The organism is Pseudomonas sp. S2_C03 (assembly GCF_054668405.1).
The window spans coordinates 2328399-2347297 of the sequence record NZ_CP162766.1; the positions used below are offsets into that span (position 1 = coordinate 2328399).

The window sequence follows — 18899 nt, forward strand, 5'->3', positions numbered from 1 at the left end:
TCAGATTTCCTGTTTCGCAGGCGGTGACGCAGGCGTCAGCACCGTACACCAGAGCCCGGCGGCGTCGTTGCTGCCACTGAAAATGAATTGCGCACCGGCGCCGCGTTCTATGGTTTGCGCCGCCGTCGAGATAGCCAGCCACGGTGAGGCCTTGCCCGAATGCCCCAGCAGCGCATCCAGGTCGCTAACACCCTGGGGCGAGCCTGCCGGTATCGGCGCTTCAAGCATCACGCCCGTCAGGGCCGCAGTGCGCTGGGCATCAACCCCCACTCGCCAGACCTGCTCTATTTCCGCTCCGTCCAGCGGCACCCAGTCCAGAGACCGGCGCGCCGCCTGAAGTAGCTCGGCGTCGGCGAGCGTGCGCTCCTGCTCCGGTCGATGCAGAGAGGCAATGGCTGGCAACGTGGTTTGTGTCAGGCGATTGCCCAGCAACACACCCACCACCGCCTCGGCCGAGCCTTCGCGCGGCTGCACGGCAAACTGCACCGCCACCACCAGCAGCAAGGCTTGATCACCGATGCGCCAATCCAGCCATTGATCCACTGCTGCCAGGCCACAGCCCTCGACGGCCAATACTGACTGGCGTATGCCGCAAGCCCGCCACGCCTGCTGCCACACCCGGCGTAACAGGCCTTCGGATAAACCGCTGTCGACTTCCAGCAACAGGGCCAGGGGTTGCTCCTGCGGCAATTGCGCCAAAGGTTGGCCAAGGTCGGTCAGCACCTGGGTCAACGCCCGCAACAGCACCTCTTCAGGAGCTTCATCTGCCCCGGCAGGCAGCCGCGTGTGACGCACAGGCGATTCATCCGGTGTGTCTGCTTGAGCCGTCAGGCCAGGGGCCTTACCCAGAGCTGGCTGCTGTGGGTCGTGCAGTGCGGTGGACAGGCTCACGCCCAGCACCTGCAAGGAACGTCGCCCCCGGCGAATCTTGCGGATCAGGTCGATTTCCCGCGCCTCATCCCAGCCATCGGCAGCACTGTGCTGGCCGGCGTAAAGCACCACTCGCCCAAACCCCAGAATCGCCCAGCCGAGCAGCGGCACACCCAGAGCCACTCTCCAGAACACCAGCGGCTGCTCGCGCAAGGCCTGCGTGGCGAACAGCACCGTCGCCCCCATTCCCACAGCCAAAAACAGCCCCAGCACACCCAGCCAGAGCAGCATGCGCGGGCGCTCAGGCCGGCGTGCAGGTGCACGGACACGGTCCAGTCCGACCGGCATGGCTAGTTCGCTCCTGCTTTCGGCATGGAGGAAATCAACACGCACCCGCAGGCGCAGCGATGCCCCTCGAAGGCAACCGGAACGCCGTTGTCACAATACGATGAGAGTCCTTCCTCGATCACCGTCTCGCCATGGCCGGGAACCGGACACCGCACGGGATCGCCCTTGCGAGCGACGCCAATATCGTTGAAGCGCATGACCTCGGACCCCGAGAGCACGGTGCCGCCACTGGTGTTCTTGTCGCCGATACGAATGATGCCTTTCATGTCTTTCTTCCCTGTTTTATTGATCGGTTTGACTCACGACTGGGGTGTTTCCTGGTTCAACACTTCGTGCTGTAAAAAAGCGTCGCCATGCCAGACAAAACTGGAAGACTGTAACGGCCGCCCAACAGCATCGACATTGCTGAACCACTCAATGGAAAACCCATACGGGCCCCATTGCACCGAAGAAAAATCGGTATCTTGCGCACTCGCTCCGGAGTTTTGACTGGCCAATGAAATCGAGCGCAGGCAACTGCTCACCAACACTTTTTGTTCTTTGATCAGCGCTGGGCCATCCACTCGATAGACGGATAACCAGACTTCATTTCCAGAGCCACAGAAGCCTTCGGGGTTTTCTGAGTTGGAGGGATAGACACGCAAGACGGACATAAACTCGAGCGCCTCAACCCTGTGTTTGCTCACGTCATAAAAGACGCCCGCCGAAGTTGCGGGTAACTTAAACTCATGGGTCCTTTCGTCCGCCATTTGCAACTGAACGATTGCACCCTTTTTTCCGACCCAGACTGTTTCGGTGGCCGCATAAACGCAACTAACATTGCTGAACACCATCAGAAAAACCGTCGACACCTTAATAAAATTACTGACCCAGCACGTGATCTGCATAACAAACCCCCGAATAAACCCAGGGATGTTCATCCGATTGTCCGTTGGTCCCTTTCGAATACTTATCCTTGTCACGTTCATGTAATTGCGCTTCTGTTTTATCCGTATTGTTCTCGCTGTTCAGCGACCAACCGATATTGCCGGCACTGGAATCACACAAGAGGTTATTTTTCCTGACCCAGGCCGAACCAGCACTGTCCCACTCATGGTAGGAGCCCCCATTCCAGCGGCTGAATACCTCATGTTGCAGTTGTACGTTGGTGTAGGTCCTGCCTTCCTGGCCTAGATATTTTCGGGCAATGCGAACTTTGTCCTTGTAGGTGGCAGACCCGGCAACAATATTGGCCTTCCAACTCCAGACCTGTTCAAAGGACGGTGCCGAGCAGGTCATCTGCGTAATGCCATAGCCCTTATCGAAAGCAACGATAGGCTCACCGTCCAATTCGATGAAGTGCTTGGTATGGGTTTCCTGCTCCAGCAACTTATCGAAGCCACTCATACCTTCCAGGCTGTCGATATAGTTCGCAACGTCCTGCGCACTCGGGTTCTGACCTTTTATAAAGACGGTTCGACTCAACGTTTTTCCATTGCAGCTGACCTGCACGCTCAATGTTCCGCCCAAAACCTTTTCATCGAAGTTCGCAACCCATCGATTGCTACAACTGACGAATGAACCGTTCTCTTCGAACACTTGTAGATCGGCAGTCTTTCGCGCGCGCTCTCTCAAGCCACTGACTCTCGCCACCCACTTGATTGACCAGGACCACTTGTATTCGCCAGCAGCTTGGGTTCGAAACTCGAAAACAATTTCGGGTAGTTCCGCCACTTGCGTGATCGTGAACACTGCGTTCTCGGCCGGTGACACCCAGCTTAAAGAAACTTCGGAAGACTGTGCTTTCACTACAGTACTACCTGAACTATTGGTACAGCCTGCGAGGTTGACCTGTTGCATAGTGATGCCTCATCCATTTGAATTACTGCGAGTCCGTGCCTGCTGGTGTTAATTGCGGGGGGCGTTACCAAGTCCCATAAGGAATTCCGTGCTTTTCTACGTAAGTTTTGTTCTCGGGTTCGATGGTGACGTATTGAGCTTCGCTCTTGCCTCGGTAAGGTCCCAACGCCTCGATCTCGGCCTGAAAGCGACCGACTTCCTTGAAACTCAGGCAAGGCCCGCCCAACCAAACTTTGACAATTCCACCGGGGGCCATACCCAATGTAATTATCCGTCGATAATCATACTTCCATTTTTTGAGCCTCGGCAGAACACTCTCTCCGGCCTGACCATCTCATCGCGCACCCACTGTGGGATATGAATGCCAAACTTGTAGGTTTGTGGTTCCACCAGAGATTGCCAGCGCAAGAAAAGTTGCTCTGGCAAGTCGACATTATTTATAGGCTTCCCCCCCCCGTACCTTTGTGCCAGCCTTCGGTTTTAGCGGTGTAGCTGGCAACTCCACCAGTCACGCGGTAAAACGCCAGGCGACGTTGATCGAGCACGTCCACGCTTTCGACCCACACTTCCATGAAACGCGGAGCCACCAGAGCGATGTTCCAATGGTTATAAGGTAACTTGGGTCGAGGGGGTGGTTTCGGCCCACTGGCACAGGCGCTCAGGCTGAACACCAGGCCAATGATCAAGGCAAGACGCGTCATTGCGGATACCCCTTCTGTGGCCGGTTGGCGTAGATGTTGCGCTGGCCGCTTTCCGTCGGTTTGCTGACAAGAAGAGGCCCACTGGGCACCCAATGCGCAGACTGGTGGATGTAGCGACAACGCAGCAGACTTTCCTGGTCGCGATCAAGGCTGACCTCAAGTTCACCCAGTGCCTGATCCAGAATGCGGTCGGCTATCGGTTTTAACTCCCCAGGCAAGCGGAACAGCTTGTCTTTATCATCAATGCCATCAAACGGCACGCTATGCCGCACCGCTAGCTCGCGCATCACCCGCAACGGGATCAACGACAGCTCGCCAAGCATCGAACACTCGTTACCAAGTCCCATAAGGAATTCCGTGCTTGTCGATGTATTCCTGGGCCTCGGGTTTCGGTGCCCGATAATATTTACCGTTCCCTTTACGATGAGGCCCCAGCAGTTCGATCTCGGCCTGAAAGCGACCAATTTCCTTATGCTGCAGACAACCTGAACCCAACCAAACCTTGACGATGCCGCCGGGAGCCATGCCTAGGGTGATGGTGTCCCGGTAGAGGGTCACCACCTTTTGATCCCACTTGCAGAACACCTCATGTGGTCTGACCATCTCATCGCGCACCCACTGTGGGATCTGGATACCGATCTTGTAGGTCTGCGGCTCCACCAATGATTGCCAACGCAGAAATAACTTTTCTGGCAAGTCAACGTTGTTCACGGGCATCATTTTGCCCCCGCCCTTGTGCCATCCTTTTGGTTGACGGGTATAGCTGGCCACACCGCCAAAAACACGGAAAAATGCCCACCCACGTTGATCAAGCACATCCACGCCCTCGACCCAGACCTCCATAAAACGCGGGGCCGCAAGAGCGATGTACCAACTGTCGTAAGGCAATTTGGGCCGAGGGGGCGCCTTCGGCCCACTGGCACATGCACTCAAACTGACCAACAGTCCCATGAGCAAGACAAGACGCATCATTGCGGGTACCCCTTCTGCGGCCGGTTGGCGTAGATGTTGCGCTGGCCGCTATCCGTCGGTTTGCTGACCAAAAAGGGGCCGCTAGGCACCCAATGCGCGGACTGGTGGATGTATTGACGACGCAGCAAATATTCCTGGTCGCGATCAAGGCTGACCTCAAGTTCACCGAGTGTCTGATCGAGAATGCGCTCGGCGATCGGTTTCAATTCCTTGGGAAGTTGGAAGCGCTCGTCTTCATCAGCAATGACGTCAAACGGCACACCATGCCGCGCCGCTAGCTCGCGCATCACCCGCAGCGGGATCAACGACAACTCGCCGCGCACCGGCCGGTCCAGTTCGATGGTCAGGAAATAGTCTTCGCTATGGCGCGCCTGTGGTCCACGAGGTGCCTGAGCGATCGGCCAGGCTTTGATGTTGAGTTTGCCGTCAGCAGCAACACCGGTTCCCTCCAGTTGGACCTTCTTGAAGCGCGCTTCTGCCCAGGCAGGCTGTGCGTCTACCGGGGAATTGGCGGGCACGGTGAAGCGCCGTGGTTTGGTCAGCCACACCCGTTCGCGGGCCTTGGGCAGATAGCCGCCGCCGATGTCTGAGTGCACGCCGGGCAGGATGACTTGCTGATGGTCGTCCAGCACGCTGTTGAGCGCGAAGTTATGACGATGCTCGTCTCGGGCCTGAAGCTGGATAACCTTGCGCGCACAGTTGGGCGGCAGGTACAGGTTCACACCGGGGTTGTTGTCGTTGTGTACACCGAAATCACCATCGAGAAGCTCGGGGAGGTCGAAGATGGCGGCGACAGTGTCGAATAGGCCGATGAAGTTAATGCAGATGTCCACCGCTGGATCGAAGTTTTCCATCAGGACTAAGCGTCCGGGCTTGAGTAGTTCCTTAAACAAACCACCGCCTGGCTTTAGCAGTTCATTGGCGCAATGCCGAGCGGCTGCGGCACCACGACTGAAACCAAAGATGTCGAACTCAACACGCCGGATTAAGCATTCACTGTTCTTGTCGGCAAAGGCCCGCAAATGTTTCTCGATCAAGCTTGACGCCTGTTTGACCCGCGCCACCACCCCGGTCTCACCGAGCCCTAAGCCTTGGCCGACGATGACCGAGTCACCTTTCTCACGAGTGGTGCCTATCCCATCCAAATAGACCGGCACATAGCCAATCTCACTTCCCTCCAGCAAAGCGTCACTGGAGTGATCTGGATAAAGATCATGCAGATGCACCACATTGCTCGGCGCATTCCCATAGCTGTTATCCGGCGCACTACTGAAAGCCGTGCCATCGAACCCGCCAAAACCACTGTCAGTGCATTGCTTGATGATGCTATCCAGTTCGCTCTGAACAAAATGCGTCAGGTCCTCGCGACGACAATCTTCGGTATGCGCTGAGTTACCCAGGTTGTTCCCGGTCCCATCAAAAAACAGCCCGATCCGCAGGGTAATCCCCTCCAGTTCTTCCTCCTCTTCTTCCTCCTCCAGGTCATAGCTCAACGACAGCGCTTGCGGCGTCTCCGTGTACACCCGCTCAGTAAACCCCTGGCTGTCGGTGGTGCCTTTCCAGGTCTGGCCGGAGGCGGCTGTAATCTTGTACCGCGTGTTAGCCCAGGGCTGATCACCGGGGGTTAATATCCGGAACTGCTCGTCGAACTCCAGCGGCGGGTCGATCTTTGCCGGCAACCAGGATTGGCGCATCGGCTGGGTGGCCTTGGTTTGGGTGTATCCGTAATAGGCCGACTTGACCTTGTAGTCCCCCGCGGTGCCGGACTCGATCCCACACTTTTCCAGGGTCAGGTAACTGCCACCGGCATTCAGGATGATTTTCTTTTTGGCCGTAATGCGCACTTCATCTTCGGTACTGGTGATGTCCAAACCATGCCGGGCCAGCAGTTGCAACTTGTCGTTCTGCGCCTGAATGCTCACCGCGCCCTGGTTGGCGATCAGCTTCATGCCCAACTTGCGCACGAACAAACTCAAGCCCTGGCCCACGCCGATGAACAGGCGCTTGACCACGCTGATGTCCGCTTCGCCGCCGGCGTTGAACATCAGGTTGTCCTGCGCGGCCAGTTGCAGGTGCTGGCCGCTGGTGAGGGCGATACCTTGTGGGGCGCTGAGCAGCAGCACCGAGGATTTCAGTTGTTCCAGGTCCTGGCGCAGCAGGTGCAATTGCGCCGCCACATCCGCCGGTTCGGCGTGGGCGGCCTGGGCGTCGGTGGAGAGCTTTTGCAGTTGTTTACCAGCCTGTTGCAGGCGATTGACGGCGGCGCTCATGTCAAGGACCGGGCCTTGGGCCCTCGCCTGCGCATCCGCACTGATAAACACCCCCTTACCCGCCCGCACACTGCCCCAATCATCGGTCCTCAGCTCAAACCCTTCCCCCCGCCGCTTCTGCTGCGCATCCACTAGATGCCCCAAATTCAGCTGGCTCTTGCCGCCATACTCGGTGCTGAGCTTGACGTGCTCCTGGCCCCGCGAGTCGTCCATGCGCAGCTTGTTGTTGGCCGGGGTGCGCAGCACGTTGCGCTTGTAATTGCGGGCGTTGAGGGTGACGTGGTCGGGGTGTTCGCTGTCGTGCAGGGCGTGGGCGATGTAGGGGCGGTCGGGGTCGCCCTGTTCGAAGGCGATCGCCACTTCGGTGCCGCAAATCAGCGGCAGGTGCAGGCCGTGGGTGTCGCCGGCGTAGGGCCGGGCCAGCCGTAGCCAGGCGCTTTCGCGGCCGAGTGGCCAGGTGTCGCGGTCGAACAGGAAGTTGACCTTGTAGCGGCCTTCCTTGTCGATTTCGGCGTAGCGGTCGTGGGCCAGGCCGCTGGTGACGCGGGCGGGCACGGTGCCGGCGATCTGCGGTTTGGGTAACAACGGCGGGCGGAAACACAGCTCTTCGCTGTAGGGCATGGCCTGGAACTGGCAGATGAACGCGCCATCGCGGCTGGCGCGGATGCTGACGGCGATGACCGCGCAGCTCGGGTTGAAGGCTTGTGGGGCGCCGTCGCTGATGGCCAGCACCTGGCCTGGCGCCAGGGTCGGGCTGTTGCTGGTGCCACTCAGGTGCGTCTGGTCGTTGAGGTATCGCTCGTGGCGCAGGCGGGCGAAGAAGTAGCCGCTTTCGCCGAGCTGTTTTTCGTGGCGCTCGTAAGGATCGCCCAGCGCCCGATAGGGTTCGGCGTAGTGGTAGGCCTCGCCGTAAGTGCCCGGCGCGCCACGGGTATGATCGACCTCGGCATCGAGCCGGGCCTTGGCGTCGCGGTGCTGATAGGTGCGCACGTTGACGTGTTGTTCCACCACCCGGTGGCGGTTTTGCAGGGCCCACACGCCGACCTCGTCGCTGCCCAACCCCGCTGGCGGGCGGTGCGGCAACTGCACGTCGAACTGGTAACCGCACTGGTTATCGCAGAACTCCACCACATCGAAGCGCAGACGCTCGTTGCTGACAAAGCGGTACCAGATGCCGACCTCCGCCAGCAGGCGGTTGATGAATGCCAGGTCGCTCTCGCCGTATTGCATGACCTGCTCGCGCCGGGGGTATTCGCGTTTGAGGCGAAACAAGAACTCATGGCCACGCATGTCGTGTCGGCTGCGCAGGATGCTCTCGACGATTTCCGGCACCGACTTATGTTGGTAGATGCGGTATTGCCGGCCGAGGCCGAGCAGTTGCAGGCGCGGTTGCAGGGTGATTTCGTAGCGCGCTTCGTCTTTGGAGGCGGACAGGCGCTGGAAACCGGTGATCACCCCTTGCAGGGTGCGCAACGGTTCGATGGTCAGCGTTTCCCAGGGCATCACCGCGATCGGTATGGCATGCAGGCTGAAGCCGGCGTCCTGGCCGAGCAGTTGCTGGGCGGCCAGGTCCTGCTCGGTGCTGGTGAATTCGATGTGGTAGCAAAAGGGTTGGCTGAGGCGCTCTTCGCCGTGGAAGGCCAGCACGTCGAGGGTGGGTTCAAGGTCGCGCACCCAGAGTTTGTGGCGGCTGTGGTCGAAGAAAATCGGCAGTGAACTCATGGTCAAGCCTCCCTGGCCTGGATGGAGTGGCGGGGAGGTTTTTATCCACCCGCGTTGGATGCGGGTCAGTGTTCTAGAAGCTGAAAATTGTGGAAATAGGACGGTTCTGATGGGCGCGTAGGATGCGTCCAAATGTTCTGGCGCCGGGTCTGTAGGAAGTTTCCAGATTTTGGAAGCCTATGAAAACGCCGCTTTTCTGTAGGAGCAGCCGGTCGACGCTCGAAGGCTCGCGATGGTGGTTCGGGCGCCTCGGGGTGTCAGGATTCCCGCGTCATCGTTGACGACCATCGCGACGGTTCGACGCCTCGATTGCTCACTACAGGTGCCGTGGCGGATCAATTACGTCAAGCACATCGCCAATCAATGTCTATGCTTTGGCGAATGCGCCGTGTCTGAGCCTTGCATCGCGCAGCCCAACCCAACATCACATGGAAATGCAGTCCTATGAAATCGATACGCTTTCTTGCCTGCGCTGGTGCTTTTGCCTCAATCATGTCCCTGGCCCAAGCCGCCGAAATCCCGTTGGGGAGCAAGACCCTTGAAGGTCAGATCATCTCCAAGGTACTGGCCGTCGACGCGGCGAATCGCCAGGTGACCATCGAAGATCCCGAGGGCAAACCGGTGGTGATCCAGCTCTCCGACCAGGCCAAGAACCTGCACAACCTGCAAGTCGGCGACAAGGTCGACATCAAGGTGGCGCGTTCGGTGGCCTATGTGCTCGATACTAATATCGGTGATCAACCGGGAATCAGCAATGAATCCATGGTCGCGCGCGTGGCCAAGGATAACCCCAACCCCGGTGGCGAGGCGATTCGTGAGGTTCGGGTGACGTCGAAGATCACCGCCATCAACCTCAAGGATCACGAAGTGACCCTGCTGCCGCCTGAAGGGCCGGTGCGTGTGGTCAAGGTTGAAAACCCTGATCTTCAGGCACGCATGGGCAACCTCAAGGTCGGGCAGACGGTCGACGCCGTTCTGACCGAATTCCTGCAGGTCGAAACCTCACGCTAACCCGGCCTGAGAAAGCGCCGACATGACCGACCTGCTCAACGCCATTGCGCTCGGGCTGCTGGCACTGTTGCCCTTGACCAACCCACCGACCACGGTGGCGTTGTTCATCGCGCTGAGCAAAGGCCTGAACCAGCAGGAAAAGAACCGCCAGGCCTTCCTCACGTCGTTGTATGTCTTCCTGATCATGACGCTCACTTATTACGTAGGTGAGCTCGTCATGGACGTGTTCAACATCTCCATACCGGGCCTGCGCATGGCCGGTGGCGGGATCTTGATCATCATGGGCTTGAAGATGCTGTTTCCGCCGGTACCGGCACCCCAGCCCGCCGATGCCGTCACGGAGCAAATCGATTTCGCCTTCATCCCGCTGGCGATGCCCAGTACCGCAGGCCCCGGGACGATTGCGATGATCATCAGTTCGTCCGCCACGATCAAGCACAGCACGGCGTTCCCCGCCTGGGTAATCTGGGTAGCACCACCACTGATCTTCCTGTTGACCGCGCTGATTCTCTGGTTATGCCTGCGCGGCTCGGGATTCATCATGCGCCTGACCGGCAAATCAGGCATCGATGCCATTTCAAGGCTGATGGGCTTTTTGCTGGTGTGCATGGGCGCACAGTTTGCAATCAACGGTGCGGTGGAAATCGTACAAACCCTGATCGACAGCAACTTTCACACGCTGCGCCCGCCGTAGCAGCTACGCTTGTCGTTGGGCTTGAAAATCGCCTGTTTACACGGTCTCGACATGGATCCCTTCATCTCCAACCAACGTGGTTGCACAGGGGTAAGGCAATGCGTATTTCATGGGTTTACGCGGCGTCAGTCGTTGTGTTTCTAAGTGGGGGTACCACCCTGGCCCAAACGCCGGACACGCCCCCGCCACCGGTCGAGACAGCGGCCGTCGCGCCACCTGCAAAAGACCCGGTGTTCACCCAGGAACAACTGGAGCAAATGGCCGCCCCCATCGCGCTCTATCCCGACCCGCTGCTGGCACAGGTGTTGATGGCCAGCACTTATCCCGGGGAAGTCGCCGAAGCCGTGACCTGGTCCAAGGCCAACCCGAATGCCAAGGGCGACGACGCGGTCAAGCAGGTGGCCAATCAGCCCTGGGACCCCAGCGTGCAGGCGTTGGTCGCTTTTCCGCAGGTGCTCGCCACCCTGGGCCAGGACCCGGTGTGGGTGCAGCGCCTGGGCGATGCCTTCCTCGCGCAACCGGACGACCTGATGAGTGGCGTACAGAATCTGCGGCGCCAGGCGCAGGCCGCCGGCAACCTTGAGAGCAACCAGTACCAGAACGTAACGGTACAGGTCGCCGCTCCCGCTCCCGCCGACCGGCCAAAAGCCGAGACCCTGCCAGCGGCACCGGCCAGCAGCAATTCCACCATCATCATCCAGCCCGCCGACCCGCAGGTGGTGTACGTCCCCACCTATAACCCGACGACCACCTACGGCACCTGGCCTTACCCGGCGTCGCCGCCCGCCTACTACCCGCCGCCACCGGCGTACTACCCGGGGCAGGCCCTCGTGGCTGGACTGGCGTTCGGCACCGGGGTGGCGATCGTCGCCTCGTTGTGGGGCGATTGCGACTGGGGCAACAACGACGTCGACATCGACGTCAACCGCTACAACAACATCAATGGCAACAACATCAACAACCGTATCAACAGCAACAAGTGGCAGCACAACCCCGCCAATCGCGACGGTGTGCCGTATCGAGATGCTCGCAGTCGTGAACAGTACGGCCGCCAACTGGACGGCGCCCGCCAGCGCGAAGCCTTTCGCGGGGACACCGCCCAGCGCGCCCAGGCTCGCGACCGGGCCCGCAATTCCATGGACAGGGCCGGGATCCAGCGTCCGGCTACCAGCAATCGCCAGGCGCAGGACCAGATGCGCCAGGCGCGGTCCGAAGGCTCGGTCGGTAACCGCATGCAGTCCGGTACGGAGCGTCCGAGGGCCACTGACCGCAGCCAGAACACCCAACGCAACACGCGCGAAAACCAAACACCGCGCCGCGAAACCGCGCAGAACAACCAGCGCCGCCAGGACTTGCAGCAGAACCGCCAGGGCGCCCAGCACCGCGGCGCCGCCCGCAACAACGCCTTCGCCGGTGTGCGCTCGCCGTCGCAATCCAATGCCCAGGCCCTGCGTGGCCGGGCCAGCCAGGCGTCCGCCCAGCGTGGCGGTGGCGGCGCACGGGCTGAGGGTCGCCAGATCAGCCGGCCTTCCGGCGCCGGGGCACGTTCGCGGGGGGGCCGTCGATGAACAGGTATTTGAAAACATCGGTGCTGTTGTTCGGCCTGGCATGGTCGTGTTTTGCAGCAGCGCAGCAATCCTTTCCAACCCCTGAAAAAGCCGCGGAGGCCTTCGTCAAGGCGCTCGGCACCGAGCGCGCCGATCAGGCCCGGCTGACCGAACTGCTGGGCAAGGACTGGCAAACCTACATCCCGCGCAAAGGTTCACAGCGCGAGGATGTTGAGGCTTTCCTCAGGCAATACCACGAGCAACATCACATCGAAAAAACCGGCGAACGCCAGGCCACACTGACAGTGGGCAAGGACAACTGGCCCCTGCCCATTCCCTTGCTGAAAGGCGAAAGCGGTTGGCGCTTCGACATCAAGGCCGGCGACGCCGAGCTGCGCACCCGGCGCATCGGCCGCAACGAACTGGACGCCCAGCAGGCGGTGCTGACCTATCACGATGCGCAAATGGACTATGCCACCGTGGATCGTGATGGCGACGGCGCGCTGGAATATGCGCAAAAGATCTTCAGCACACCCGGCAAGCACGATGGGCTCTATTGGGCGGAAGACGACAGCGGGCAGATCAGCCCGCTGGGGCCGTTGTTCGGCAAAAGTGTGGCCGGCGAAGGCTGGCACGGTTATCACTTCCGCATCCTAGACGGCCAGGGTCCGTCGGCACCGGGTGGTGCCTACAGCTACCTGATCGGCGACAAGATGAGCCGCGGCTTCGCGATGATTGCCTGGCCCGTCAAATACGACGACACCGGCGTGATGAGTTTCATGATCAGCCATGACGGCCAGGTCTTCGAGAAAGACCTGGGCCCCGATGGCGCCAAACTGGCGCAGGCGATGAAGCTGTTCGACCCCGATGACAGTTGGCAGGAGGTCACCGTCGCCCCGCAATAGCGAACGCTCCCGGGGCGACGGCTCAGGCGATCAACGAGCGCTCAGTTCGCTTTCGCGGATGAGTTTCTTGTTGATCTTGCCGACGCTGGTCTTCGGGATGTCGGCGACGAACTTGAACTGCTTGGGGATCGCCCATTTATTGATGCGCCCGCCATCGACAAAGGCTTGCAGATGGGTTTCCAGCAGCTTGCGATCCAGGTACTGCCCTGCCTCGCACACCACCATGGCCATCGGACGCTCGCCCCACTGCTCATCGGCAATGCCCACCACCGCCACCGACATCACCGCCGGGTGTTCGCTGATCAGGCTTTCCAGTTCCAGCGAGCTGATCCACTCGCCCCCGGTCTTGATGACGTCCTTGATCCGATCCTTGATTTCCACGCAGCCTTGCGGGTCGATCGAGGCCATATCACCGGTGTGCAGCCAACCGCCCTGCCACAGTTCGGCGCCCTTCTCTCGCTCCTTCAGGTAACCCTGGGTCAGCCAGGGTGCACGCACCACGACCTCACCCAGGGACTCGCCGTCATGGGCCACCTCGTGGCCGTTGGCGTCGATGATCTTCAAATCCACCAGCGGTATCGGCGTGCCGGTCTTGATGCGGGTCAACAGTTGCTCGGTCATCGGTTGCGCCAGGTCGTCATCGCGCAGGTGCGTCAGGCACAGCAATGGACAGGTTTCCGACATGCCATAGCCGGCATGCACCCGCATGCCCCTGGCGCTGGCCTCGCTGGCGATCCCCAACGGCAACGCGCTGCCACCGATGAGCATCTTCCAGCCTTCGAAGCGGGTCTTCCGGCCCTCCTCGCAGTTGAGGATCATCTGTAGCACGGTCGGCACGCAGTGGGAGAAGCTGACCTGCTCCTCACGGAACAGCCGGACCAGGGTGTTGGGCTCGTAACGGCCGGGATAGACCTGCTTGAGCCCCATCATCGTCGCCACATAGGGCACGCCCCAGGCATGCACATGAAACATCGGAGTGATGGGCATGTACACGTCGTCGGAACGCAACAGCGGCTGCCCCTGGTAGGCGCCAAGAGTGCCAGCGGCGTTCAGGGTGTGCAGGACCAGTTGGCGATGACTGAAATACACGCCCTTGGGGTCGCCCGTGGTGCCGGTGGTGTAGAACAGCGTCGCCACCGAATGCTCGTCGAAGTCGGCGAAGTCATACTGATCCGATGCGCCGGCCAGCAACTGCTCGTACTCCCCCAACACAGGCAGCGCAGTATCGACAGCCTGGTCGTCGCTCAAGCGGATGAAACCTTTTACGGTTTCGAGGCGGTCGCGAACCTGCTCCACCAACGGCAGGAAGTCGTCATGTACCAGCACCAGGTCATCCTCGGCGTGGTTCATCGTGAACAACACCTGTTCGGGCGACAGGCGAATGTTCACCGTGTGCAGCACCGCCCCGATCATCGGCACGGCGAAGAAACACTCCAGGTAGCGGTGACTGTCCCAATCGAGCATGGCCACGGTGTCCCCGGCCTTGACCCCGGCGGCTGTCAACGCATTGGCCAGGCGGCGGATACGCTGGTTCAGGGTTTGATAGCTGTAGCGCAGCTTGTCGGCGTAGACGATCTCCCGCCCCGGCTCGTAGCGCACGCCGGACAGCAACAATTGCTTGATGAGCAATGGATAGGCGTGGGCGCCGTCGGCAGGCGGAATTATTTTTGTCGCCATCATGGTGGGGCTTCCCTTCAGAACTGATCGGCTGGCAAGGCGAAGAGGCAGGCGCTGCCGGCCATGGCCGACGTGCTCAGCGAATGAATGCGTGGCAGCAAGCGGGCGAAATAGAAACGCGCGGTGGCCAGTTTGCTGGCGTAGAAATCATCGGTTGAATGCGTGCTCATGGCGGCCTTGGCCATCCGGGCCCACAGGTAGGCGTAGGCGGTGTAACCAAATACGTGCAGGTATTCGACCGAGGCTGCGCCGATCTCATTGGGGTTGCTGCGGGCCTTGTCGAGCAGCCACTCGGTCAGTTCGTCCAGGGTGTCGACCGCGGCATTGAGTGGACGGGTGAACTCACAGAGGTCAGCGCAGGCATGGGCGATGAAGTGGCGGATTTCTGCCGCGAACAGGCGGTACAGCGCGCCATCGCTGCCGACGATCTTGCGTCCCAGCAGGTCCAGCGACTGGATGCCGTTGGTGCCTTCGTAGATCTGGGTGATGCGCACATCACGCACCAATTGTTCCTGGCCCCACTCGCGAATATAGCCGTGGCCACCGAAGACCATTTGCCCGTGCAAGGTGGTTTCCAGGCCCATATCGGTGAGGAAGGCCTTCGCCACCGGTGTCACCAGTGCCACCAGGTCCTGGGCGCGGCAGCGCTGGTTGGCATCCTCGCTGTACTTGGCCGTGTCCAGTTGCAGCGCGACATAGCTGGAGAACGCACGGCCCCCTTCGTTCAGGGCCTTCATGGTCAGCAGCATGCGCCGAACGTCCGGGTGGACGATGATTGGGTCGGCAGCCTTACCCTTGTCTTGCGCCCCGGTCGGCGCCCGGCTTTGCAGGCGATCGCGGGCATAAGCCACGGCGTTCTGGTAAGACCGTTCACCCTGGGCCAGGCCCTGGATCCCGACGCCCAGTCGCTCATAGTTCATCATGGTAAACATTGCTGCCAGGCCTTTGCCCGGTGAACCGACGATCCAGCCGGTAGCGCCGTCGAAGTTCATCACGCAGGTGGCGGACGCCTTGATACCCATCTTGTGTTCGATGCTGCCGCAGGACAAGGCGTTGGCTTCGCCCAGCGAACCGTCGGCATTGACCAGCACCTTGGGCACCAGGAACAACGAGATGCCACGGGGCCCTGCCGGTGCATCCGGCAGGCGCGCCAGGACCAGGTGAATGATGTTCTCCGTCAGGTCGTGGTCGCCACCGGTAATGAAAATCTTGCTGCCGCTGACCCTGAAGCTGCCATCGGCCTGCGGTTCGGCCCGTGTACGAATCAAGCCCAGGTCGGTGCCGGCATGGGCTTCGGTCAGGCACATCGAGCCGGTCCAGGTGCCGGCGTACATGTTCGGCAGGTAGGTGGCCTTCAATGCCTCGCTGGCGTGGGCCTTGATCGACAGGCAGGCGCCCGCTGTCAACATCGGGTACAACCCGAACGACAGGCTGGCGGCATTGACCATTTCCTCGACCTGGGCCGAAATGGCCTTGGGCATGCCCATGCCGCCGTATTGCGGATCGCCGCCCACGCCGACCCAGCCACCCTCGGCAAACGCCTGGTAGGCCTCGGCGAATCCATCCGCAGCGCTGACCACGCCGTTGTTCCAGGTGCAACCCTGTTCATCGCTGGCGCGGTTCAAGGGCGCTATCACCTCCCCGCTGATCTTGCCCGCTTCTTCGAGTATCGCCGAGGCGGTCTCTTCATCGATCACCTCGGCCAGGCCGGGCAATTTGGCCCAAAGTCTGGACACCTGGAAAACTTCGTTGAGGACGAAATGCATGTCGCGCAAGGGAGCTTTGTAATCAGACATTAGTGACTTACTCGCAAGTGTTCACGGCCTGGGCCATGCCGGGACGTTCGGTGGTTTCGATGTGGTCAGCGCTGCCGACAGACGCCGTCATGGGCGTGCGCTCACGCAGCAGGAAGTAGGAAAGCGCGGGGATCAGGATCAGCGCGCCGAGCATGTTCCACAGGAACATGAAGGTCAGCAGGATGCCCATGTCGGCCTGGAACTTGATCGGCGACCAGACCCAGCACACCACGCCTGCTGCGAGGGTGATGCCCACCAGCCCGACCACACGACCGGTGAACGACACCGCGTTGCGGTACGCCTGGGTGAGTGGCAGGCCCTGGCGCTGGAAGTGCAGTTGCACGCTGAGCAGGTACAAGGCGTAGTCGACGCCAATCCCCACGCCCAGGGCGATCACCGGCAGGGTCGCGACTTTTACGCCGATGCCCATGGCCACCATCAACGCCTCACACAGGATCGAGGTCAGCACCAGGGGCAACAGCGCGACCACAGTGGCGCGCCAGCTACGGAAAGTGATCAGGCAGAACAGCGTGACCGCGGCGTACACGTAAAACAGCATGGTGCGATTGGCCTCGCGCACGACGATGTTAGTCGCCGCCTCGATCCCCGCCGAACCCGCTGCCAGCAAAAACTGGCGATCGTCGCTGTTGTTGTCCCTGGCGAAGCGTTCGGCAATCGCCACCACCTCATCCAGGGTCTCGGCCTTGTGGTCCTTGAGGAAGGCGATCACCGGCATCAACGAGCAGTCGGTGTTGAACAGCTCCGGTGAATTGACCGACGCCTGCTGCGCCGCGTAGTTGAGCACGTCCTGGTTGCGCTGGATGCTGTTGAGCTTGGGGTTGCCTTCATAGGTGCCGGCGGTGATCTGGCGCACGGCATTGACCAGCGAAGCCGTGGCTTGCACACCGGGCGACTGCTGCAGTTCCCAGGCCAGCCGATCGGCGAGAATCAGCGTCTTGTAGTTCAGGCAACCTTCCGGGGCAGTCTTGATCATGACCGCAAACAGGTCGCTGGACAGCGCGTAATGGCTGGTAATGTAGGCGTTGTCACGGTTGTAGCGCGAGTCGGCACGCAGCTCCGGCGCCCCGCTTTCCAGGTCGCCGATCTTCAGGTGCAGGCTGACCATGAAGCCACCGATGCCCATCAGCACCGCGACCAGCACGGCACCGGTCGCCCATTTGGCCGTGGTAAAGCGATCCAGCAGGTCCCACAGCCGGCCAAAGCCCTTGTGGCGATCGGCACGGCTGTCGATTTTCAGCGCACGTTCGGCAGCCTTGGAACCCACGCCGACGTACGACAACGCCACGGGCATTAATAGCAGCGATGTGAAAATCAGCACCGCGACGCCAATGCTGGCGGTAATTGCCAGATCGCGAATCACCGGGATGTCGATCAGCATCAGCACGGCGAAGCCAACGGCGTCGGCCAGCAGCGCCGTGACGCCGGCGATGAACAGGCGGCGAAAGGTGTAGCGCGCGGCAATCAGGCGGTGGGTGCCACGGGCGATGTCCTGCAGGATCCCGTTCATTTTCTGCGCCGCATGGGAGACGCCGATGGCGAAGATCAAAAACGGCACCAGTACCGAATACGGGTCGATGGCATAGCCCAGCCAGGCGACGATGCCGAGCTGCCAGACCACGGCGATCAGCGAGCAGCCGACCACCAGCAAGGTGCTGCGCACACAACGGGTGTAGGCGTAGATGATCACCAGTGACGTCACCACCGCCAGGCCGAAGAACATCATCACCTGGATCAACCCGTCGATCAGGTCGCCCATCAGCTTGGCGAAACCGATGACCCGCACCTTGTACGGCCCTTTGCCCTCTTCCCCGGCCTTGCGCGCCGAACTGTCACCGGCAAATTCGATCGGGTCGCGCAGCTGTTCCTCGATCAGTTGGGAAAACGCCCGGTAGTCCAGGCGTTTACCACTGGCCGTGGCCTTGTCCAGCAAGGGCACGATCAGCATGCTCGACTTGAAGTCACTGGCTACCAGGCTGCCGACGATGCCGGCGCGGGAGATGTTCTGGCGCAACTGTTCGATCTGTTCCGGTTGGCCCTGATAGGTATCAGGCATCACCGGCCCACCCTGGAAGCCTTCTTCAGTGACCTCGGTCCAGCGCACCGCGGGGCTCCACAGGGATTTCATCCACGCACGGTCGACGCCTTCGGTGAGGAACAGTTTGTCGTTCACCTGTTTGAGCACATCCAGATAACCGGGGTCGAAGATGTCACCCTGGGTGTTTTCCACCACCACCCGTACCGAGTTGCCCAGGCCGCGCAAGGACTGGCGGTTCTCCAGGAAATTCTGGATGTACGGCTGGCTCTGCGGAATCATCTTTTCGAAACTGGGGCGCAGCTCCAGGCGTGTCACGGCCATGTAGCCCAACACCACCGTGGCCAGGGCCATGAGCAGCATGAACAGCGGGCGCGAGTTGAACACCAGGCGTTCCAGCACATTGCCGGATTGACGGTCGAAATCGCGCAGGTCGCGGATCACCGGCATGCTTTCTTGTTTGATATTGCCCATGTCCGGGTTCTCGTTGTTAG

15 protein-coding genes and 2 pseudogenes are annotated in these 18899 nt (G+C 60.6%); 4 read left to right on the top strand and 13 right to left on the bottom strand.

Annotated features, from left to right (window positions below):
- The 10 genes and pseudogenes from AB4N64_RS10570 to AB4N64_RS10615 form a co-directional block, all read right to left on the bottom strand.
- Positions 1 to 1218, bottom strand: coding sequence for a hypothetical protein (locus AB4N64_RS10570; protein WP_460125117.1), 1218 nt, complete (start codon positions 1216 to 1218; stop codon positions 1 to 3).
- 2 nt (positions 1219 to 1220) lie between these two features.
- Entirely contained in the window at positions 1221 to 1484 is a 264-nt protein-coding gene (locus tag AB4N64_RS10575; RefSeq protein ID WP_460125119.1) for a PAAR domain-containing protein, read from the bottom strand.
- A 33-nt stretch (positions 1485 to 1517) separates the two neighbouring features.
- On the bottom strand, positions 1518 to 2105 hold the full coding sequence (locus AB4N64_RS10580) for a hypothetical protein (RefSeq protein WP_460125122.1): 588 nt from the start codon (positions 2103 to 2105) through the stop codon (positions 1518 to 1520).
- Positions 2080 to 3057, bottom strand: coding sequence for a hypothetical protein (locus tag AB4N64_RS10585; protein WP_460125125.1), 978 nt, complete (start codon positions 3055 to 3057; stop codon positions 2080 to 2082). Before AB4N64_RS10585 ends, AB4N64_RS10580 begins: the two co-directional genes overlap by 26 nt.
- A gap of 64 nt (positions 3058 to 3121) precedes the next feature.
- Positions 3122 to 3313 (bottom strand): DUF2931 family protein, encoded by a 192-nt coding sequence (locus AB4N64_RS10590; RefSeq protein WP_460126699.1) that lies wholly within the window; start codon positions 3311 to 3313, stop codon positions 3122 to 3124.
- A gap of 11 nt (positions 3314 to 3324) precedes the next feature.
- Positions 3325 to 3758: pseudogene (locus tag AB4N64_RS10595) on the bottom strand (DUF2931 family protein).
- On the bottom strand, positions 3755 to 4105 hold the full coding sequence (locus AB4N64_RS10600; RefSeq protein ID WP_460125128.1) for a hypothetical protein: 351 nt from the start codon (positions 4103 to 4105) through the stop codon (positions 3755 to 3757). Before AB4N64_RS10600 ends, AB4N64_RS10595 begins: the two are co-directional and overlap by 4 nt.
- Positions 4092 to 4730: a DUF2931 family protein gene (locus tag AB4N64_RS10605; protein WP_460125131.1), complete on the bottom strand. Its 639-nt coding sequence runs from the start codon at positions 4728 to 4730 to the stop codon at positions 4092 to 4094. Before AB4N64_RS10605 ends, AB4N64_RS10600 begins: the two co-directional genes overlap by 14 nt.
- Positions 4727 to 5584, bottom strand: a complete 858-nt coding sequence (locus tag AB4N64_RS10610; protein WP_460126701.1) for a phospholipase effector Tle1 domain-containing protein — start codon at positions 5582 to 5584, stop codon at positions 4727 to 4729. The genes AB4N64_RS10605 and AB4N64_RS10610 overlap by 4 nt, the downstream gene beginning before the upstream one ends.
- Before the next feature lie 681 nt (positions 5585 to 6265).
- Positions 6266 to 8722: pseudogene (locus AB4N64_RS10615) on the bottom strand (type VI secretion system Vgr family protein); the annotation flags it as partial.
- Between the two features lie 444 nt (positions 8723 to 9166).
- Here AB4N64_RS10615 and AB4N64_RS10620 point away from each other — a divergent pair.
- The 4 genes from AB4N64_RS10620 (at position 9167) to AB4N64_RS10635 (ending at position 12879) form a co-directional block, all read left to right on the top strand.
- Positions 9167 to 9733: a hypothetical protein gene (locus AB4N64_RS10620; protein WP_460125133.1), complete on the top strand. Its 567-nt coding sequence runs from the start codon at positions 9167 to 9169 to the stop codon at positions 9731 to 9733.
- Between the two features lie 22 nt (positions 9734 to 9755).
- On the top strand, positions 9756 to 10427 hold the full coding sequence (locus AB4N64_RS10625) for a MarC family NAAT transporter (protein ID WP_460125136.1): 672 nt from the start codon (positions 9756 to 9758) through the stop codon (positions 10425 to 10427).
- Positions 10428 to 10525: 98 nt separating this feature from the next.
- Entirely contained in the window at positions 10526 to 11995 is a 1470-nt protein-coding gene (locus tag AB4N64_RS10630) for a DUF3300 domain-containing protein (protein ID WP_460125138.1), read from the top strand.
- A complete protein-coding gene (locus AB4N64_RS10635; RefSeq protein WP_460125141.1) occupies positions 11992 to 12879 on the top strand; it encodes a DUF2950 domain-containing protein in 888 nt (295 codons plus the stop codon). The genes AB4N64_RS10630 and AB4N64_RS10635 overlap by 4 nt, the downstream gene beginning before the upstream one ends.
- 30 nt (positions 12880 to 12909) lie before the next feature.
- On the opposite strand, the gene AB4N64_RS10640 is transcribed toward AB4N64_RS10635, so the two are convergent.
- The 3 genes from AB4N64_RS10640 to AB4N64_RS10650 are packed head-to-tail and all read right to left on the bottom strand — an operon-like array spanning position 12910 to position 18879.
- A complete protein-coding gene (locus tag AB4N64_RS10640; RefSeq protein ID WP_460125143.1) occupies positions 12910 to 14559 on the bottom strand; it encodes a fatty acid--CoA ligase in 1650 nt (549 codons plus the stop codon).
- Between the two features lie 14 nt (positions 14560 to 14573).
- Positions 14574 to 16352: an acyl-CoA dehydrogenase C-terminal domain-containing protein gene (locus AB4N64_RS10645; protein WP_460125145.1), complete on the bottom strand. Its 1779-nt coding sequence runs from the start codon at positions 16350 to 16352 to the stop codon at positions 14574 to 14576.
- Positions 16353 to 16359: 7 nt separating this feature from the next.
- Entirely contained in the window at positions 16360 to 18879 is a 2520-nt protein-coding gene (locus AB4N64_RS10650) for an efflux RND transporter permease subunit (RefSeq protein ID WP_460125147.1), read from the bottom strand.
- Positions 18880 to 18899 lie beyond the last annotated feature (20 nt).